This is a genomic window from Mesorhizobium sp. U510, assembly GCF_059180695.1.
Map to the genome: position 1 here is coordinate 2,163,366 of NZ_CP180532.1, position 18,534 is coordinate 2,181,899.

At 60.9% G+C, this 18,534-nt stretch carries 17 protein-coding genes, 2 pseudogenes and 1 riboswitch; of the genes and pseudogenes, 12 read left to right on the forward strand and 7 right to left on the reverse strand.

What is annotated here, in order from left to right; translation table 11 throughout:
• Positions 1-109 precede the first annotated feature (109 nt).
• Both ACLGL5_RS12320 and ACLGL5_RS12325 read left to right on the forward strand, forming a co-directional pair.
• Positions 110-460 carry a molybdopterin cofactor-binding domain-containing protein gene (locus ACLGL5_RS12320; RefSeq protein WP_141700894.1) on the forward strand — a complete coding sequence of 117 codons (351 nt, stop codon included), beginning with the start codon at positions 110-112 and terminating at the stop codon, positions 458-460.
• Between the two features lie 834 nt (positions 461-1,294).
• A pseudogene (locus ACLGL5_RS12325) lies at positions 1,295-1,436 on the forward strand (LuxR family transcriptional regulator); the annotation flags it as partial.
• 58 nt (positions 1,437-1,494) lie between these two features.
• Here ACLGL5_RS12325 and ACLGL5_RS12330 read toward each other — a convergent pair.
• Positions 1,495-1,806 (reverse strand): hypothetical protein, encoded by a 312-nt coding sequence (locus ACLGL5_RS12330; RefSeq protein ID WP_141700895.1) that lies wholly within the window; start codon positions 1,804-1,806, stop codon positions 1,495-1,497.
• 88 nt (positions 1,807-1,894) lie between these two features.
• On the opposite strand from ACLGL5_RS12330, the gene ACLGL5_RS12335 reads away from it, so the two are divergent.
• The 5 genes from ACLGL5_RS12335 (at position 1,895) to ACLGL5_RS12355 (ending at position 7,185) form a co-directional block, all read left to right on the forward strand.
• Positions 1,895-2,203 (forward strand): hypothetical protein, encoded by a 309-nt coding sequence (locus ACLGL5_RS12335; protein ID WP_171903254.1) that lies wholly within the window; start codon positions 1,895-1,897, stop codon positions 2,201-2,203.
• A 338-nt stretch (positions 2,204-2,541) separates the two neighbouring features.
• Entirely contained in the window at positions 2,542-3,879 is a 1,338-nt protein-coding gene (gene glyA / locus ACLGL5_RS12340) for a serine hydroxymethyltransferase (protein ID WP_069091140.1), read from the forward strand.
• A gap of 57 nt (positions 3,880-3,936) precedes the next feature.
• Positions 3,937-5,112, forward strand: coding sequence for a methionine adenosyltransferase (metK, locus tag ACLGL5_RS12345; protein WP_069091141.1), 1,176 nt, complete (start codon positions 3,937-3,939; stop codon positions 5,110-5,112).
• A 101-nt stretch (positions 5,113-5,213) separates the two neighbouring features.
• The gene (locus ACLGL5_RS12350) at positions 5,214-6,206 is read left to right on the forward strand and encodes an adenosine kinase (RefSeq protein ID WP_069091142.1); all 993 of its coding nucleotides are present in this window, start codon (positions 5,214-5,216) and stop codon (positions 6,204-6,206) included.
• Positions 6,207-6,582: 376 nt separating this feature from the next.
• Positions 6,583-7,185: a cold-shock protein gene (locus tag ACLGL5_RS12355; protein WP_083246573.1), complete on the forward strand. Its 603-nt coding sequence runs from the start codon at positions 6,583-6,585 to the stop codon at positions 7,183-7,185.
• Positions 7,186-7,441: 256 nt separating this feature from the next.
• On the opposite strand, the gene ACLGL5_RS12360 is transcribed toward ACLGL5_RS12355, so the two are convergent.
• Complete coding sequence (locus tag ACLGL5_RS12360; protein ID WP_069091143.1) at positions 7,442-7,906, reverse strand: Ros/MucR family transcriptional regulator; 465 nt, start codon at positions 7,904-7,906, stop codon at positions 7,442-7,444.
• Between the two features lie 244 nt (positions 7,907-8,150).
• Here ACLGL5_RS12360 and ACLGL5_RS12365 point away from each other — a divergent pair, with 244 nt between their 5' ends.
• The gene (locus tag ACLGL5_RS12365; protein WP_019863483.1) at positions 8,151-8,453 is read left to right on the forward strand and encodes a DUF982 domain-containing protein; all 303 of its coding nucleotides are present in this window, start codon (positions 8,151-8,153) and stop codon (positions 8,451-8,453) included.
• A gap of 271 nt (positions 8,454-8,724) precedes the next feature.
• On the forward strand, positions 8,725-8,973 hold the full coding sequence (locus ACLGL5_RS12370) for a DUF982 domain-containing protein (protein WP_069091144.1): 249 nt from the start codon (positions 8,725-8,727) through the stop codon (positions 8,971-8,973).
• A gap of 708 nt (positions 8,974-9,681) precedes the next feature.
• On the opposite strand, the gene metE is transcribed toward ACLGL5_RS12370, so the two are convergent.
• From metE to ACLGL5_RS12395, 5 genes and pseudogenes are all read right to left on the reverse strand, one after another.
• Positions 9,682-12,012, reverse strand: coding sequence for a 5-methyltetrahydropteroyltriglutamate--homocysteine S-methyltransferase (gene metE, locus ACLGL5_RS12375; RefSeq protein ID WP_069091145.1), 2,331 nt, complete (start codon positions 12,010-12,012; stop codon positions 9,682-9,684).
• A gap of 116 nt (positions 12,013-12,128) precedes the next feature.
• Positions 12,129-12,328: riboswitch (cobalamin riboswitch) on the reverse strand.
• A gap of 273 nt (positions 12,329-12,601) precedes the next feature.
• Positions 12,602-12,844 (reverse strand): annotated as a pseudogene (locus ACLGL5_RS12380) (cytochrome P450); the annotation flags it as partial.
• Positions 12,845-12,860: 16 nt separating this feature from the next.
• Positions 12,861-14,093, reverse strand: coding sequence for a cytochrome P450 family protein (locus ACLGL5_RS12385; protein WP_069091147.1), 1,233 nt, complete (start codon positions 14,091-14,093; stop codon positions 12,861-12,863).
• 90 nt (positions 14,094-14,183) lie between these two features.
• Positions 14,184-14,876, reverse strand: coding sequence for an OmpW/AlkL family protein (locus tag ACLGL5_RS12390; RefSeq protein ID WP_069091148.1), 693 nt, complete (start codon positions 14,874-14,876; stop codon positions 14,184-14,186).
• Positions 14,877-15,106: 230 nt separating this feature from the next.
• On the reverse strand, positions 15,107-15,424 hold the full coding sequence (locus ACLGL5_RS12395) for a transposase (RefSeq protein WP_069091149.1): 318 nt from the start codon (positions 15,422-15,424) through the stop codon (positions 15,107-15,109).
• A gap of 231 nt (positions 15,425-15,655) precedes the next feature.
• Between ACLGL5_RS12395 and ACLGL5_RS12400 the strand changes: the two genes are divergently transcribed.
• The 3 genes from ACLGL5_RS12400 to ACLGL5_RS12410 all read left to right on the forward strand — a co-directional run bounded on the left by ACLGL5_RS12400 (position 15,656) and on the right by ACLGL5_RS12410 (position 18,525).
• Positions 15,656-16,531 carry an AraC family transcriptional regulator gene (locus ACLGL5_RS12400; protein ID WP_069091150.1) on the forward strand — a complete coding sequence of 292 codons (876 nt, stop codon included), beginning with the start codon at positions 15,656-15,658 and terminating at the stop codon, positions 16,529-16,531.
• A gap of 70 nt (positions 16,532-16,601) precedes the next feature.
• Complete coding sequence (locus ACLGL5_RS12405) at positions 16,602-17,690, forward strand: threonine aldolase family protein (protein ID WP_069091151.1); 1,089 nt, start codon at positions 16,602-16,604, stop codon at positions 17,688-17,690.
• A 379-nt stretch (positions 17,691-18,069) separates the two neighbouring features.
• Positions 18,070-18,525 (forward strand): GNAT family N-acetyltransferase, encoded by a 456-nt coding sequence (locus ACLGL5_RS12410; protein ID WP_069091152.1) that lies wholly within the window; start codon positions 18,070-18,072, stop codon positions 18,523-18,525.
• Positions 18,526-18,534 lie beyond the last annotated feature (9 nt).

An 18,534-nucleotide genomic window follows, 5' to 3' on the forward strand; every position in this document is an offset into this window, starting at 1 on the left:
GGTCGGTTCGACCAGTTCCAGATGGGGTTGAAGCGCCATGCCTTCTGGACGCTTGTGGTGGATCGCTCCACGCACGCTTTCCGCATCATGAAAGGCAGCTATCGCACGGATGCGCCAGAGCGCTGCCGGCACCTGTTACACTGGCATGGCGACGATTACCGAAGTCGCCGTGGACACCGCCTCAGGCGACGTGAAGCTCCTTTCGCATCATTCCATCCTCGAATGCGGCACTCAAATCGTGCCGGAACTCGTCTCGGGTCAGCTCCAGGGCGGCCTGGCGATGGGCGTCGGCCACTACCGTGAAGCCAGGAGGTGGGCCAACGCGGCCGCCCAGGTAACAGCGCAATCAGCGCCACGGCGGCTACGGCCACGAATAGAGGCCGCGGTCAGTTCCAGTTCTGTCGCCAATTCGAGTCCGGCTCGTCCGCGTTCCGAAAACCTCATACCGAGCACTCCTTGAATTGCCGAGACATCACGGCAAACGCTGTGAGGGGTTTTCAGAATTGACTTTCCTAGTGCTTGTCTCAGCCGTGTTTCCGGACGTCAAAATTTTCCATGGGATGACGGAAATCACGTTAGCCCGCAGCGATACGGGTTCCTGTTAGTCCAAGACTTTGCCCTGATGTCCACCGCCTCTGCAGTCGAACCGCTGCGGGCTGCCAACCTGCTCATCGAGCAGCAGCTTTACGATCTCAGCTTCATGTCGGCCAGGGGCGGGTGGATGTCAGTTCCGTCTCGGGTGTGTTCGAAGCAGAGCCTATTTCAGAAGCAGCCAGTGGATTCGATATTCTGTTCGTTGTGGCTGCCGGCAATCCGCTGACCTATCCCGACGACAGGATTCTGCTGGCTGCTCCGTCTCGCCCGGGCGGGGAGTGCCCTTGGGCGGGATCTCAGACGCAGCGCCATCTTGGCTGCCGCCGGTGTGATGGCGGCACGTCGGTTCACATCCACTGGCGACACATCGATGCGATACGGGAGATGTACCGAGGCGCTGATCGAGCGGCGGCTCTTCGTTATGGACTGTGACCGCTTGCGCGGACGGTCTGGCCCGTTGGACATAGCCCACGACCGATCATTGGAACTGGCGCACGCGGTGAGAGACTGGTTCATCACACGGGAATCCGGCAGGCCGGGCCCGCAGCAGCGAAGGTCGGGGGTGAATTCTCTTTTGGCGAGTCTTCTCGCCGTTAGCTGCCAAAAAGCCAGAAAGTCGCAGGTTTGATTGAAACAGTCGCAGGAGCTCGTCTTCGGCAACGCACTGGCCAACGCTCCCAGCGCCTTCGAATGAGAAAGCTGCAGCGAATGCCCTTCAATGCGGACCGGGTTTTTGGCATGCCGGCATTTCAAAGCGACAGCAACAGCTTTTGATGAGGCTGCCGAATTCGGCATCTGCTGCCGACTGACGATTCCACTTTGTCGACCGTGGCGGCGGTGTCGGAGTTCGCAGGTGGCAACAGCAATACTCCCACTGCGCTCGGTGCAGACGATGGGAGATCAAGGGCTAAACCACTGCTTTCCCAGACACTCAGTTCCACGCGAGGCGGCGAGCTGACTGACCAGGATTAAACGATTGGAAATGGCGCCGACGCGCCGCCGACATTCGACCGTATTTGTCGGGTAGATGATGATGCTGCGCACACTCGGATAGGCGAAGAACGGCACGACGTGCTGCCAGTCGCGCCGCTGCTCTGACTGGTCGCCGGGCAGTCGCCGTCGAAGTCCTCCAGAGCCTTTATGCCGGCTTGGCGTTCGCGCCCCGGGCAGATGGCGCTGAGCGTCGCCACGACGGCTTTGCGATCCTTCCATGACACGAAATCAAGTAAATGGCAGATCAGGTGCACCATTCAGGTTAGCTCTGTCGCCTGGGGTGTAATGGGGCCGATCGCCCTCCCTCTTGACCAAGCAGTTCGCCAGCTTGCCGTTCACCAGCATCTCGCCGATCTCGTTGCGTTTACGCGTTGCAACAGATCCTTCAAAGAAATTCATGGAATCTTTGCGACCGCCAATCGCTGTCAATGGTACGCTCACCACAACTTTCGAGTTCAGTGGCGGCAGAAATCTGGCGTCGTTTTATGTTGCCGCCGAACAGCATTTGCGGAGAGCCCGAAATGACAAAGCCAGCAGGACAAGTATGCAGTCTATCTACGGGCTGCTGAAAAATGATGACACTGGTCAGCCGCCTGCAGGCGGCAGCGCATCTTGATCGTCTTCGAATTCTGGGCCTTTGCGCACATGCGGACCTAACAATCTGCGAGCTGGCGGACGTTCTGCGTCTGCGTCGCGAGCAGGTCGTGCGACACGTGAGGGTGCTCACCAGAGCCAACTTTCTTTGCTGCAACGAACAACGTCCGCAGTCTTCGTACCATCTGCAGGCAGCAGGCAGGGATGGCGGGCTGGCTCAATTGTTGGTCGATCTCCTGCCCCACGACGATGGCCACCATAAACGAGACCTACAACGCCTCGAAGCGATACAAGACGCGCGGTTGAAGGGACCGCGTGCTTGATCGTGAAGTAGATCAGGCCAAATGGAGCGCGACTACCATGGACAACTCCGCCGTCAGCGCCATCGCGCAGCCCGACACTTACGGGCGGCCTCACTTAGCCGCCGTCGACTCCCGCGTTCACGAACTGCTTCTAAGACAGGAGCGGCAGGAGCGGACAACGCTCAAACTTATCGCATCTGAGAACTTTGCCTCATCGGCCGTGCTGGAAGCGACCGGCTCGATCTTTGCGAACAAGTATGCCGAGGGGTACCCGGGTGCGCGCTACTACGCGGGAAACGAGATCGTCGATGGGCTTGAGACCCTCGCGATCGAGCGCCTGAAAGCGCTATTTGGCAGTGAGCACGCCAACGTCCAACCTTATTCGGGCTCACCAGCCAACCAGGCTGTCTATCGTGCGCTTTTGAACCCCCGTGACAAAGTCATGGGATTACCTTTACCCGAAGGCGGCCATCTGACTCATGGTTGGTCCGTTAACTTTTCCGGCACTGATTATCAACGCGTCCCCTATGGCCTGCACGAAAAGACGCAACAAATCGACTATGACCGCTTGCGCGAGACAGCCAGGCGGGAACGACCGAAACTGATTTGGGTAGGCGGAACTGCCTATCCGCGTGTCTTTGACTACGCGGCAATGGCAGAAATCGCTCTGGAGGCCAACTCCTATCTCGTGGCCGACATTGCGCACATCAGCGGCCTGATTGTCGCTGGAGCGCATCCGAATCCTGTGGCTCATTGCGACGTCGTCACCAGCACATCTCACAAGTCGATCCGCGGCCCCCGTGGAGGCTTTATTTTGTCGAAGAATGAAGATCGCTATCAGGCGCTCTATCATCCCACGAGTAAATACAACCTCGCCAGACGGATTGATCGCGCGGTGTTTCCTCAACTGCAAGGTGGGCCGCACATGAATGTCATCGCCGCGTTAGCTGTTGCTTTGCAGGAAGCCGCGACCCCCTCTTTCCGTACCTACGGTCACCAGATCGTCAAGAATGCCAGGGCTCTGGCCGAGGCGCTTCTGGACCGTGGTTATGGCTTGGTCACCGGCGGGACTGACAATCACATGCTGATCCTTGATCTGCGGGACCGGCCGCTGTCAGGCAAAGCCTATGCCGAGCGCTTGGCCAAGGCAGGCATCATTACGAACTTTAATATGGTGCCGGGCGACCCGCGCGATCCGGCGGTCACAAGCGGAATCCGCTTGGGGTCGCCGGCAGTGACGTCCATGGGCATGCGTGAGGGAGACATGGTGCAGATCGCCGCTTTCATTGACTCCGTCTGTCGCCAGCCCGACGACCAGGAAGTTCATGCGCGCGTGCGAAGAGACGTTGCCGACTTCTGCTCTGCGTTCGACGTCCCCGGCATCCCCGACCGGTAAGCCAGCCCAATCCAGAAACTCCCCACCTAACTCCAACACTTGAAGCGAGGGCATTTTATGACCAGGCAGTTCGTGTTCTCTTCCGAATCCGTCGGCGCGGGACACCCCGATAAGATGGCAGACAACATCTCCGATGCCATCCTCGATGCCATCCTCCGCACCGACCCGAAGGCGCGCGTCGCCTGTGAAACGTTAGTGAAGTCAGGGATGGTCGTTCTGGCTGGAGAGATCACCAGCCACGCGGAGATCGATTACACTCAAGTTGCCCGCGATACGATCCTCGATATTGGCTACGACGACGATGCCATCGGCTTTGATGGTCGACGTTGCGCCGTCGTTCTGGCTCTCACCGAGCAGTCGCCCGACATAAGCCAGGGCGTTGACGAAGGACGAGGGCAGGATCTCGAGCAGGGCGCGGGGGATCAGGGCCTCATGTTTGGATTCGCATGCAACGAGACGGATACATTGATGCCCTTGCCGATCCAGCTCGCTCACCATTTGACGAAAAGACAGGCAGAGGTCCGGAGAACGGGACTACTTGGCTGGCTGCGTCCGGACGTGAAATCTCAAGTGTCCGTACGCTACGAGGGTCTCCGCCCGGTGGCGCTGGACACTATAGTCCTGTCAACGCAGCATGACGAGGCGGTCTCCCAAGATATAGTCCGCGAAGGCGTCATTGAGGAGATCATAAAACCGGTCCTGCCAACCCATCTGGATACTTCGGAGATCAGATTTCTGGTCAACCCAACAGGGCGGTTCGTGGTCGGGGGGCCCGCCGGCGACTGCGGCCTCACTGGACGCAAGATCATCGTCGATTCCTACGGTGGAACGGGGCGTCACGGCGGCGGTGCCTTTTCGGGCAAGGACCCATCCAAGGTTGACCGCTCGGCGGCCTATGCCGCCCGGTATGTCGCGAAGAATATCGTTGCCAGCGGACTTGCGGAGGTCTGCGAGGTTCAACTTGCCTACGCGATCGGCGTGGCCAGTCCGGTTTCTGTCATGGTCAACACCTTCGGAACCGCAAGGATTGACGAAAAAAGGATCGAGTGCCTTGTTCTTGAGCTGTTCGATCTCCGACCGAAAGGCATCATCAAGATGCTTGATCTCTTACGCCCGATATACCGCAAGACCGCGACATACGGACACTTCGGCCGTGAAGAGCCTGAGTTCACCTGGGAGAAGACCGACAAAGCCGACGACTTGCTGCGTGAGGCAGGACCGGCAGCTGCGTGAGCGCGGCTGGATCAAGCGCATGCGGCACCCATTTCAACTCGCTAGACCCGCGCCCGGCCGGCATGGCAAGAAGCCGGCTCGGGTTTTTGGCGGAGACATTGATGCCGGATTATGACGTGCTTTGCATCGGCAATGCCATTGTCGACATCATCGCCCAGTGCGACGAGGAATTCCTCGAGACCAACGGCATCATCAAGGGCGCGATGAACCTCATCGACACCCAGCGCGCCGAACTGCTCTACAGCCGCATGGGCCCGGCGATCGAGGCGTCCGGCGGCAGCGCCGGCAACACGGCGGCCGGTGTCGCCAGTTTCGGCGGCCGTGCCGCCTTCTTCGGCAAGGTTTCGAACGATGCGCTGGGCGAAATCTACGCCCATGACATCCACGCGCAGGGCGTCGCCTTCGACACAAAGCCGCTGGCGGGCCTGCCGCCAACGGCGCGCTCGATGATCTTCGTCACCCCCGACGGCGAACGCTCGATGAACACCTATCTCGGCGCCTGCGTCGAGCTCGGACCGGAGGATGTCGAGGCCGACAAGGCTTCCGGCGCCAAGGTCACCTATTTCGAGGGCTATCTTTGGGATCCGCCGCGCGCCAAGGAGGCGATCCGGCAGACGGCGAAGCTGGCCCACGCGGCGGGCCGCGAAGTGTCGATGACCCTCTCGGATTCGTTCTGCGTCGACCGCTACCGCGACGAGTTCCTCGACCTGATGCGCTCGGGCACCGTCGATATCGTCTTCGCCAACAGCCACGAGATCAAATCGCTCTATCAGACATCGTCCTTCGACAAGGCGCTGGCGCAGATCCGCAGGGATTGCCGGATCGCCGCCGTCACCCGCTCGGAAAAAGGCTCGGTCATCGTGCGCGGCGACGAGACCGTCACCATCAAGGCGACGACGATCCGCGAGCTGGTCGACACCACCGGCGCCGGCGACCTCTATGCCGCCGGCTTCCTCTACGGCTACACGACCGGACGCAGCCTGAAGGATTGCGGCGATCTTGGCTCACTGGCGGCCGGCCTGGTGATCCAGCAGATCGGACCCAGGCCACGCCAGAATCTGCGCCGTGAGGCCGAGCAGGCGGGGTTGATTTAGCCGGGCGATTTAATGACGAGCTGCCCGTCTGCCCTCCTGCAGACTGTGCGGAAAAAGTGCGCGTAAATCGAAATGTCGGATGCGCATCCGCGTGAGACGGCAGCCCGCGGCATGCCGTGATCGAAAGGTTGATGCCGTTGTCGCCCTCCAGTGCGAACCTTCTGCCTTGCGATGCAGGGGAGCTTTCCGTTCAGCAGCTCGATCCGTCGCATATAGTGCTCACTCGCCATCGTCGACTCGTGTGGCAACAGGTCGGCCGGGATCGTGATGCGATCGAGCGGGCGAAGAGGCCAACTGGTGAATTGACATCAACGCATCGCCCATTGAGATTATCCTGCCGGGAGCGCAGTGCGTTGTTCAAGCCAGTCGGACGATCATGGGCAAATACAAAGACCATCGTGAGCCACGCCGGCATCGTCATGACAATGACGCGGTTACTTTTTCCGAACGATCTTCCGAGCCGAGCTACTTTCAGCGTTCGTCGATCGTAACCGCGGACCCTGTCGACGCCGAAGTGGTGTGGTTCAACACCAGCAAGGGTTTTGGCTTTGTCAAATTGCCGGAGGGCATCGAGGCCTATCTGCATATCCGGGTGCTGGAGGCGGCCGGGAGCCGCGGTGTTTCCGAGGGAACACGTCTCAAGGTCACAACGGAAGAAAGTCCAAGAGGTGGTCACCAGGTCTCGCGAGTGCTGGCGGTCGGCGATCAGACCGCGAGAACTCAGCTACATACGCGTTGCGCTGGAGAGTCCACCGCCGGGACGAGTGCCGAGTTGGAGAGCGAGGGTACCGTTAAGTGGTACAATCCCCAAAAGGGCTTCGGCTTCATTGCTCCTGAAAACGGTGAGAAGGACATCTTCGTTCATGCCACCGCGCTGACCCGCTCAGGACTGAGCATGCTGATGGAGGGTCAGAAGGTGTTTGTCCAATGCGGACAGGGCAAGAAAGGCCCGGAAGTTCGGAGCATTCGCCTCCCTTAGAGCCAATGCGTCGGCCCTACCGAAATCGCGCCTCAGACAAAGAAAAAGCCCGCTACCGGGAGGAGGGGCAGCGGGCTCGATTTAGAATGAGACGCGGGAGGAGGTGCGCCCCATTCAGCGTCGGCACCACATCTGGGAGGAGTAGATGGCCGACACCATGATCATACCGATCGCCGCGGATATTGCAACGCACAAATTCTATCTCGCGACTGCGAAATGATGCCTGATCCGCTTAGCCCATCCTGAAAAAGTGCGGTCAGGCTGCCGCTTTCTTGCGGGCACGCTTGGCAGGTGCCGGCGTTTCCGGTTCCTTCGGCTTGCGGCCCAGACCCATGGTCTTGGCCAATGCCGAGCGCGCCGCAGCGTAGTTCGGCGCCACCATGGGATAGTCCGCCGGCAGCTCCCATTTCGCGCGATATTCGTCGGGTGTGAGGCCATAGTGGGTAGCCAGGTGACGCTTGAGCGACTTGAACTTCTTACCGTCCTCAAGGCTGATAATGTAATCGGGTGTAACCGATTTTCTGATCGGCACGGCAGGCTTGAGAGCTTCCGATTTTTCTGGTGCGGCCCCACCAGCAGTGGCTTTCAATGCGATGTGGATCTGGCCGATAAGCCCAGGCAGTTCACCGACGGGAACCGGATTGTTCGAAACATAGGCTGAGACGACATGGGCGGTGAGTTCGATGAGACTGTCAGCTTTGCTCTCGGTTTCTTCGGTCATAAAAACGCTCCTGCGGGCTTAGACTAGGCGGTGAGAATCACTTCGTAGCTTAATAGTGACGACGGCGTTTGATGGCAACCAAGCCATTGCATGACGTGCTGGCGGATCGCTACGCACCCGGCCGCTGTTACGGATCTTCCTCTTGAACCGTCATCGCCCTGACAACACATTGTGCCAGGGTCGGCATCGCGTCGATGCGGCGCCTTTTCACACAAATTGGCTATTTGGAAGGTTGGAGGAACGAATGAACGCTGAGGCTTTCAGCAGCCCGCTTTTCGTGAGGCGCGCAACGCACATCATCCAAGAGATTGCCGGCCTTGCGGATGCAATCGATTTTCTCAATGAATGGCCGGAAGATCGCAGAGACCTGATCCACGAAGCCGCCCTGAGGGCATGCTACGATGCATACGATGGGCGCAAGCCGGTAAGCACGGCGCGCAATGCCTTTTTCGGCTTTGCGAAGCGCGTCGCCATATTGGAAGATCCAACCTCCGCCATGCAGTGGATCGCCGCCTGCAGATCGGGCAGTGGAAAAGTGCAGGTGTAGACTTCGACGACGAGTTTGAGACTGGCGAGGCGCGTCAAACAGTGCACTATGTCCAGGTTTCACAGCTAGACCACGCGAATGAGAAGCAGTTCCTCACCACCGACTGCAAAACCGCAGATCGCACGCAAGCTGACCATGGCCAGACGCGCCTCATGGCGATCGCTTGCCCGCCAATAGCCAGGCTCAGTGGCGCAGATGCAGCCGTCGCGTTCGGCTGAGTAAAGAAATGCGACCCGGGCTGTTTGCCGCATAGTGGCTGTGGAGGAGGGGGATGACCGGGTTGATCAGATTTGAGAGGCCAGTCGTAGTTCAGGTTAGCCGCCGCAGCTCGGAGCGTGTCGTGTTCGACGTCAACGACGCGGCCGCTATCTTGCTGCGGGATCTGCATCATGAGACCGATAAACGCAGGATCGCGATGGACACCTGTCTGCAGGTGTTACGCGGTAAGACCCATCCACCAGCCGCTCGACGAGCTTTCGTCGCAGCCGCACTCGAAGCACGCATTCTGCGCAGCGATTGAGATTTGGGACGCCGCTCGTAAATTTCGGCCATCTGCGCATCGGTATTGAGCGCGGTCCAAACACCTCTGCCGGCATCCGCCAGGAGCAAGCCAACCCCGCTCTTTCCGCGGCGGCTTTCCTGGTCCGGCGCCTGATCTTCCACCATCAAAACACAAGGGTCCGCCAGCCAGCTGCGGCCGCTCGGCTTCGCCGTCGCGGTGATGGTGATTGCAGCCAGAGGCAGACGCCATCGAGCGGGAATTGGCCCGCTGCAGATGGTGGAGCGTCGATGCCGCCTCAAAAGTCTAGAAGCGCTGTTTGACCCTTCCCCCAGCTTGGCCCTGCATCCGGTTTCTCGGAACACGCTCCGCGGACCGGGGCGCGTGATCGCCGATGCTTCTCCCGATGGTCGCGGGTTTCGGCGATCAAGGTTGGGGCGACGATAGTGATTTCGACTATCCCAATACGGAATAGTCCGAAACGGGCTGGCGGAGAGCCTTCTCGTTTCTGGCCGGCTCATTTGGGACCCAAGCCTCCTTCGATCACCCGCCAACGGCGGCCTCTGGAACAGCTGACTTCGACGCGCCATGACAAGGGCCCCGGCCAGGCCAAGGTTGCCGAGGCGCTTTCGCGGGCAGCTCGATTGCCTTGGGTGCGCCGGATGGACTCACCCCAAGATTGCCCGGTGTGTGGCGTTGCCGCCCACCGCCGGCGAGGGGCACCGAGCCCTACGCGGTCTGCGCTTTTTCCCGAATTGCGCGTGCTGCAGCCACCATGTTCATCAGGGCAGGGCGGACCTCCTCCCATCTGCGCGTCTTGAGACCGCAGTCGGGATTCACCCACAGTTGGCCATCCAGCAATCGCTCGCGCGCAAGCATGATGAGGTTGGAAATCTCCCCCACTTCCGGGACCCGCGGCGAGTGAATGTCATAGACACCAGGACCGATCCCGTTCGGATACTTGAAGCTTCGGAGCGTATCGAGCAGTTCCATCTGCGAGCGCGAGGTTTCAATGGAGATCACATCGGCATCCATTGCGGCAATCGCGTCCACGATATCGCCGAACTCGGAGTAGCACATATGGGTGTGGATCTGGGTCGCATCGCCGACCGCCGTTGAAGCCAGCCGGAAGCATTCGACGGCCCAGTCGAGATAGGCCTGCCAGTCGGCCTCGCGCAGCGGCAAGCCCTCGCGCAGTGCGGCTTCGTCGATCTGGATCATCCTGGCGCCGGCCTTTTCGAGGTCGCTCACTTCATCGCGAATGGCGAGCGCGACCTGGCGGCAGACGGCTGAGCGCGGAAGGTCGTCCCGGACGAAGGACCAGTTGAGGATCGTCACCGGGCCGGTAAGCATGCCCTTCACCGGCTTTAGCGTCAGCGACTGGGCATATCGCCACCAGTGTAATGTCATGGGCTGTTGTCGCGACACATCTCCAATGATGATCGGGGGTCGCACAAAGCGCGAGCCGTAGCTCTGCACCCACCCATGTTGCGTGAAGGCGAAGCCGCAGAGCTGCTCAGCGAAATACTGCACCATATCGTTGCGCTCGAATTCGCCGTGGACCAGCACGTCGAGTCCGATCTCTTCTTGCCAGCGAACGGCGGCTTCTATCTCTTTTTTCAGGAAGGCCTCATAGTCGACGTAACTCAGCTCGCCCTTGGCATGGGCTGCCCGCGCCTTGCGAACCTCGGCTGTTTGCGGGAAGGAGCCGATCGTCGTGGTGGGGAAGGATGGCAAGCCAAACGTGTCGCCCTGAAGCTTGGAGCGCACGTCGAATGCGCTCTTCCGGCGCGTCATGGCGACCTTGATGCTGGCGACCCGACCTTCGACGAGCGGATCATGCACCTTCGCGGATGTCGCGCGAACGGCGGCAGCCTCAGCCGACGCCTCCAGTTCGGCGGCGACCGCGTCCCGGCCTTCGGCCAGCGCACGGGCGAGCACGACCAGCTCGCCGGTCTTTTGCGCCGCGAAGGCGAGCCACGACTTCACATCCGCATCGAGTGCCGTCTCCATGTCCAGGTCGATCGGCACATGCAGCATCGAGCAGGACGGGGCAATCTCCACGCGGTCCAGCGGCCAGCCGGCGACGATCGGCTTGATGCGGTCAAGTATGGCAGGCAGGTTCGCACGCCAGACGTTGCGGCCGTCGATCAGTCCGAGCGAGAGCACAAGTTCCTTCTGCGCGAGCCGGCCGAGGGTCTCCAACTGCTCTGGAGCGCGCACGAGATCGACGTGCAGTCCCGCCACGGGCAGAGAAATTGCGGTCTCGAGATTGTCTCCGAGCGATCCGAAATAGGTAGCGACCATGATCTTCAACTCAGGTGCTGCTTTTGACAGCCGGCAGTAGGCGAATTGGAGCGCATCCCGTTCGTTGGGAACCAGATCGACCACGAGCGCCGGCTCATCGATCTGCACCCAATCGGCTCCCGCGAGCTTCAGCCTCCGCAGGAGCTCCTCGTAGACGGGCAGCAGCCGTGGCAGGAGCGCGATAGGGTTGAAACCTTCCTCAGGTGACTTCGCCAACTTGAGAAAGGTAACCGGTCCAAGCAGGACCGGGCGCGTGTGGATGCCGAGCGCCTTGGCCTCGAGGAAATGATCGACCGGTTTCGCCGACGAGAGGGCAAAGCTCTGATCGTCGGTAAGTTCCGGCACAATGTAGTGATAGTTGGTGTCGAACCATTTGGTCATTTCCATCGCGGCAAGGCCATGCCCGTTGGCCGCATGCTCGTCACCGGCATGTCCGCAATCAGCGGCCTGATCTTGGTTGCCGCGCGCCATTGCGAAATAGGTATCGAGTGGGACCTCGCCGTCAGTCCAGGCGTATCGTGCCGGCACGGCGCCGACCATGGCGACGGTGTCGAGCACATGGTCATAAAGCGAGAAATCGTTGGACGGGATTTTCGACACGCCGCGATCGTGCTGCTCCCTCCAGCTGGCGGCGCGTAGCGCCTTCGCCGTCGCGAGCAGGTCGGCTGCGGGAGATTTTCCGGACCAGTAGCTTTCAAGCGCGAATTTGAGTTCCCGCCGTCGACCGATACGCGGCACGCCGAGCGTTGCCACTGGAATTTGTTGAGAGACAGTCATGCCATACCCCGATGGTTGGGGCGTGGGGACAAGGAACGCGCGAGCAGGCGGCACGAAGCCAGGCTACCGCGGCCACCGAGACACCCCGCCCGTGGACGTTGTTCGTCGTGGCAGGTCTCCTGGCTCGCGGGTCAAAGCCTCTGCCCGTCTTCCCGAGGCCGTTCGCCTCAGTGACACCAATGGGCTTGGCTCGCCGCTAACAGTTGCGGGGGCAGCGCCGGCATCGCACCGGCTTCCCTCTTAGCTCCGCTACAGCAGTGCCGCGCGGAGAACCACGACATGCGCACAATCACAGCAGCTTCGCTCCTTGTCAATACATATAACGAGATGTTTATGTGATGATGCGAATAATGCCCTTGCGCTGATCGGTCTCTTTCGCCCAAAGCCGCTTACGATGCCGCCTCTTATCAGTGCAGGCTCGGAGAGATCCTTGTCCCCATCGGCGACGCCGATCAGATCGAGGTCGCCGGGCTCAAAGGGCGTAAAGTCGGGCCAGGTCGTCACGGTCAGCCGGGAATCCCGGTACTTGTTCCCGCTCGGCTTCGCTCAGCGTGCTTGCGCACTCGCCCATCAGCACGCTGATAACCATGTCCGGAAGCGGAAAGGAGAGGTGGCGCCTCAGGTCGGCGGGCTGGGGCTGGACCGCCAGCGTCTCGAACAACTGCGCGGCGATCGCCTCGACCTGCTGCGCGAGCAGCTTCACCCTGCGGTTGCTGAAGGCCGGCGCCACGATCGTGCGTAACCGGGCATGCTCGCCCCCCTCGTGCGAGACCAGCCACCTCGGCGAACCGAGAATCGCTGTATCTGGGTGCATGCCGCACTCGCTAAGCGACGGAAGGGCGGAAGGTGACCGGCAGGCGCTGCGGGCAGCGAATGACGTAAGACGGCATGTAGACGACGTCCTCCGCGGCGATGGCCAGCGCCAGATCCTCCAGCCGCCCGAACAGCGCAGGGAAGGCGCAGCACAATTCCAGGCGCGCCAGCGCAGCGCCCAGGCAGGAATGCGGCCCCTCGCCGAATGACAAATGCGGGTTGTGCCGCCGGGTGACATCGAACCTGTTGGCGCCGGGACCGAAGGCCTTTTCGTCCCGGTTCGCCGCATGGAACGCCATCAGGACGGCATCGCCGCGGCGGACCAGGCATCCGTCGATCTCCACGTCCTGGGTGGCATAGCGGAACGGCAGATTGGCCGCTGAGCTGCCCCAGCGCAGGATCTCCTCGATCGCCTGTGACCACTGAACTTGGCCGCTGCGCACCAAGTGCAGTTGCTGCGGATGCGTCAGCAATGCCAGCACGCCATTGCCGATGACGCCGGCGGTGGTCACGAAGCCCGCAGAGAGCACCATGAACAGCATGTCGATGAGCTCGGTGTCGGAAACGAGCTCGCCTTTGTCACGCGCGACGATCAGGGCCGAAGCCAGATCATCGCCGAGCTGGCCCCGCTTGAGCGCGATCAGGCGACGGAAGAACTCCGGGATGCGCTGCCGCGTCTGTCGCACCTCTTCGCCTGTGGCGGAGGTGTTGGCCAGGCTGTAGGTGAGCGCGACGATCTCTTCGCGCTGTTCGTCCGGCAAACCGAGCAGTTCGGCGATCACGTTGGTGGGCAGCGGAGCGGCGAACTCGCTCATCAGATCGGCACTGCCGCCGCGCTGCGCCATCTCGGCCAGGAGTCGATCGACGCATTGTTCGACCCGTGGCGCCAGCAAGGCGATACGACTGGGCGCGAAGCTGCTGGACAGCAGGCCGCGCAAGCGCCGGTGATCGGCGCCGTGCGCCGTGGTCATGTTGTCCACTTTGCATATCCCGATCAGCGGATGATCCTCGGGAATCTCGCCGTCCTGCAGCGCCCGCCACTGTCGCCAGTCCTTGTTGAAACGCTGGTCGGAAAGCATCTGCCTGAGCGTCTGGTGACGGGCTGCCGCCCAGGTCACCACATCGCCTGGCAGCGACACTCGCGCCATCCCCCCCTGCCGCAGAATCGCAGAAGAAAGACGATCAAGTTGCGTGGGAGCGGCCGGCACACCGATCACGTCGCAATGATCGTTTTCTACGCGCATGCCAACAACTCCTTTAAGAACCATCGCGGGTCCACTTCTCGGCACGGAAGATCCGCGCGCGGACTTCGAAAAGTGCCCCGTGCTTCGTCCTCAGAAGCGGTAGGTGAGACCTGCGCCTATCAACCAGGGATCGAGCTTGGCCTTGCCCGTGAGCTTGGCGCCGGCGACAGTGACGTCGAAGTCGGGCTTGAGGAAAAGCTTCTTCACGTCGAAGTTGACGCCCCAGTGCTGGTCCACCATGTAGTCGAATCCGACCTGCAGCGCGGCGCCGAATGTGTTCTTGACCTTGAGATCATCGGCGCTGCCGACTTGCTGATGATAGAAGATCGTATAGTTCACGCCGGCGCCGATATAGGGCTCGAAGGCGCCGAAATCGGTAAAATGATACTGCAATGTGAGCGTGGGCGGCAGCAGCCAAACCTTGCCGACCTCGCCCAGCCCGCCGATCGCACCTTGGCCATCGATGTTGGCATAGGTGGTGCCGAGTATGAGTTCGGCGGCGATGTTGTCCGTGAAGAAATATGAGATATCGAGTTCCGGCGTCACGGTGTCCGAATACGAAAGACCGGAGCCGGGCACCGCATTGACATAGCCCGAATCCTCGGTGATCACCCCCAACGCACGCAGGCGGATCTGCCAGGGGCTTGGCGCTTCCGCGACGCAGGCTTCTGCCTGCGGGACGCTCGCGGCTTGCCCAACATCTGCCGCGCCGGCCTGTCCCGCAACGATGAGGACGACAGCCGCTGTCATTGCCCGCGCCACGCCAATTCGCGCTCTCGCCATACTTTTCTCTCCTTGATCTTCAGAAGCGACGCACTGCGCCTTGATTGAATCCTGCTCGCATCAATCGAGATTGACGGAGCGCTCATGCGGGATAGCCCCCGCATGTGTCGTGCCAAATGAGAAAATCGTTGCAGAACAATGCGGTCACTCCGATAGCGCTGTGTCTCATGTCCGACTTCGTCGAAGATCCGACAATGAGTGCAGCCGTAGCCGCCCCTGGTAGCCGTTCGTCAACATCGGCCGGCAGTTCGTTGGCATGCTCGTACTCGGCTTCGAGTTTTGGCGTATTCTGCGTTCAGCGCTTTGATCGGCGCCTGCTGCTTCGCCGTCAGGCCGGGGAACGTTCCAGCCAGTTGGCGCAGTTCGTGGGCATGTCCGTAAGGCGTCTCGACCGCGACCGATATGGGCGGGAAATCCTTTGGCAGCATGCGCCAGCCGCCATCTGATCGGGCCATGTAGCGGATCGCGTTCAAGACCTCGCGCAGGTCCGTCACCACGCGCCGCCCGGTCTTGGCCGCGCCCGGCAGGAACGGTTTATCCGCGACCATTCCTCATGCGTCAGATCGGAGGGGATAGCGCTTGGTCTTCTTCTTGATATCGGCCACACGGCCACGCGTCGCTCGGGTCCACATCCCAAGCTTGAAACACGATTAATCCCGCCAATCCGCTGCCCGCCCTGCAGCAGGCCCCTCTTCGGGCGGCAATTAATCCTGCTTCGGTTTGAAATTCGCTACGAGAGCACGATATCGTTGTGACGACCGACCTGGATTGATCATCAAGTGGCCGATACCGCCGTAGAATGCGACGAAAAGGCGCGTGGCCGTTCTGAACCCCCGGGGCGGCCGCCGCGCAATCGTGCGGTGATGAAGCACTCCGATGTCCTTGGCGGGCTCGATTACCTGGCGGCGGACTATCACCGGCAGGATTTCTCCAAGCATGTCCACAACGAGTATCTGATCGGGCTGATCGAGCGGGGCGTCCATGATGTCTGGTGCCGAGGTGAGGTTTGGCACGCCGGTAGCGGCACCGTCGCGACCTTCGCGCCCGGCGAACCGCATTTCGGGGGTGCTGGTGACGATCTTGGCTGGAGCCAGAAGATCTTCTACATGCCCGATGGCCTTGTCCGGCAAGTCCTTGAGGACAGCGGCCAAAACGAACCCGGAACGATCGACTTCAGAAGCCCGTTCCAGGAGAATGCCCCAGTTGCACACGGCCTCAGCGCGTTTTGGCGCCTGCTTGAACATGGGCATAGCTCGGCACTGGAGATCGAGGAGTATCTGATCCGTTTCCTGCCCCACGTCTTCGCAGAGGCCGGCGGGTCGCGCGTTGCTGAGCGAAAATTTGTACCGCCGAGGTTCCGCGACGTCCGTGACTTCATCCATGCCCACTCCGACGAAGTCCTGCAGCTCGCCGCCCTGGCCGCCCTCGCCGGATGCTCCAAGGCGACCTTGATCGATGGCTTCAAGGCGCATTTCGGGTTGCCCCCCACCCGCTACCTCATCCAGGTCCGCATCGACGAGGCGCGACGGCTGCTGAGGCGAGGTCAGCAGGTCGCCGAGGTCGCCGTCGCGGTAGGGTTCGCGGACCAGAGCCACCTGACCCGGCACTTCAAGGCGGTGCTGGGGGTGACGCCGGCGCGTTACCTCTCGGTTTGAATATCGTTCAATAAAGCGCGCGGCGAACCGTCTAGCTTGGACGCTCAATGGATGAAACGAGCGTCAGACCATGAACGAAAGCAAGCAGACCCGCCCCCGCGACTTCACCAGCGACAACATCGCCGGCGTCTCCCCCGAGGTGATCGCAGCCATCACCGCGTGCGCGTCGGGTCAGGCGCTTCCCTACGGCAACGATGAGCTGACGCATACCGTCGAGCGCCAGCTCGCCGAGGTGTTCGAGCATGCGGTCGACGTGTTCCTCGTTTCGACGGGGTCGGCGGCAAACGCGCTGGCGCTCGCGGCGATTACGCCGCCATGGGGCAGCATCCTCTCGCACGCCGACGCACACATCAACCGGGACGAGTGCGGCGCGCCGGAGTTCTACACCGCCGGTGCGAAGTTGGTGCAGCTTCCAGGCGAGGCTGGCAAAATCGACATCGACGCCTTGGCGGCCAATGCAACGCGCATGGTGGGCGATATCCACTCGGTCCAGCCCTCCAGCGTCAGCATCACGCAGGCGACCGAGATGGGATCGGTCTACGCGCTCGACGAAATCAGGGCGATCGGACATATCTGCCGGTCAGCGAACCTGGCGCTCCACATGGACGGTGCTCGCTTCGCCAACGCCCTCGTCACTCTGCGCTGCTCGCCAGCCGAGATGACGTGGAAGGCCGGCGTCGACCTTGTGTCATTTGGCGCCACCAAGAATGGAACGTTTGGCGTCGATGCAGTCGTCTCGTTCCGCGGAGATCTCGCGAGCACGATAGCCTTTCGCCGAAAGCGTGCCGGCCAGTTGAGTTCCAAGATGCGCTTCATGGCGGCGCAAATGGACGGTTATCTGAGGGAAGGTGTCTGGCTTCGCAACGCGACCCATGCCAATTCGATGGCATCGGCGCTCGCGCGGGGGTTGGCCCTGGTGCCAGGCGTGAAAATCCAGCAGCGTCCCGAGGCCAACATCCTGTTCTGCCGACTTCCCATGTCCCTGATCCGGGGGCTGCTCGACATGGGATTCCGCTTCTACCATGATCGCTGGCAGACCGGGATCGTGAGGTTCGTCACCTCTTTCGCGACGACCGAGGCTGACGTGTCCGACTTGATCGGCGCGGCGACCAGCCTCTGCGCACCGGTCGGCTCGGCTGTTCCGGCTGGCGCCGAATGAGTGTGGCGACCGTCGAGCGCTCTCGCCGCCCGTCACGGATGTCCTCTTTGCTCGACTGCATTGTCCGAGCGTTCTGGCCGCACGGGCATCTCAGGCTGTATCGTTTGTCCAGGCTCAGACCTGCAAATTCATCTTACCTCGGCAAGGGGGTTCACCGTGCAGTTGCGATGTGACCGGTTGATTTTCTGTAAGAAGCTCCTCTATCTGCGCAATTGAGCTAAAGTCATCCGGAACACTGCATGCCTGTAATATATATTTCGCATTCTTTTATCATATTTTTTATGAAAAATGCTGTTCACTCGTCCGAGTTACTTAAAAGAGTGAGTCGGATCTGCGCGGATAGCAGCTTGAGGGATTTTGACCACTAGCAGGAGAAAATATGCCTTCCATATCTACGCGCCGCGCCAACGCAACGGACGCAGGGACAGTCGTCCGTTTTATTCACGCGCTGCTCGATGAACTCACTGGCGGGAAAGCGCCCGCGCCCGACGACGTGAGACAAAGCGCGCAGATAATGCTTGCCGACGCTGGCGTGGTCGCAGTGATCGCAAGTGCAGATGACGAGCCGGTCGGCATCATGGTGCTGAATGAATGCACGGCGATCTATGCAGGAGGCAAGTTCGGCTATATTTCGGAGCTGTATGTTCGACCCGAAAAGCGCTCCAAAGGGATTGCCCCTCAACTGCTTGAGGTCGCCTCGCGGGAAGGCCGTGCGCGTGGTTGGAAGCGACTTGAGCTTGCAGCGCCCAGGCAACCAAAATGGAAGCGCACGCTCGATTTCTACCTGCGCAACGGGTTCGAGGAACTCGGCCCTCGGCTCTTTCGGATTATCTAGACTAGAGAG

Coding starts and splice junctions, on each gene's coding strand:
- ACLGL5_RS12320 (WP_141700894.1), top strand. CDS start 110: ATGCGCCAGAGCGCTGCCGGCACCTGTTACACTGGCATGGCGACGATT.
- ACLGL5_RS12330 (WP_141700895.1), bottom strand. CDS start 1,806: ATGGAAGGATCGCAAAGCCGTCGTGGCGACGCTCAGCGCCATCTGCCC.
- glyA (WP_069091140.1), top strand. CDS start 2,542: ATGGACAACTCCGCCGTCAGCGCCATCGCGCAGCCCGACACTTACGGG.
- metK (WP_069091141.1), top strand. CDS start 3,937: ATGACCAGGCAGTTCGTGTTCTCTTCCGAATCCGTCGGCGCGGGACAC.
- ACLGL5_RS12350 (WP_069091142.1), top strand. CDS start 5,214: ATGCCGGATTATGACGTGCTTTGCATCGGCAATGCCATTGTCGACATC.
- ACLGL5_RS12355 (WP_083246573.1), top strand. CDS start 6,583: ATGGGCAAATACAAAGACCATCGTGAGCCACGCCGGCATCGTCATGAC.
- ACLGL5_RS12360 (WP_069091143.1), bottom strand. CDS start 7,906: ATGACCGAAGAAACCGAGAGCAAAGCTGACAGTCTCATCGAACTCACC.
- ACLGL5_RS12365 (WP_019863483.1), top strand. CDS start 8,151: ATGAACGCTGAGGCTTTCAGCAGCCCGCTTTTCGTGAGGCGCGCAACG.
- ACLGL5_RS12370 (WP_069091144.1), top strand. CDS start 8,725: ATGACCGGGTTGATCAGATTTGAGAGGCCAGTCGTAGTTCAGGTTAGC.
- ACLGL5_RS12385 (WP_069091147.1), bottom strand. CDS start 14,093: ATGCGCGTAGAAAACGATCATTGCGACGTGATCGGTGTGCCGGCCGCT.
- ACLGL5_RS12390 (WP_069091148.1), bottom strand. CDS start 14,876: ATGGCGAGAGCGCGAATTGGCGTGGCGCGGGCAATGACAGCGGCTGTC.
- ACLGL5_RS12395 (WP_069091149.1), bottom strand. CDS start 15,424: ATGGTCGCGGATAAACCGTTCCTGCCGGGCGCGGCCAAGACCGGGCGG.
- ACLGL5_RS12405 (WP_069091151.1), top strand. CDS start 16,602: ATGAACGAAAGCAAGCAGACCCGCCCCCGCGACTTCACCAGCGACAAC.
- ACLGL5_RS12410 (WP_069091152.1), top strand. CDS start 18,070: ATGCCTTCCATATCTACGCGCCGCGCCAACGCAACGGACGCAGGGACA.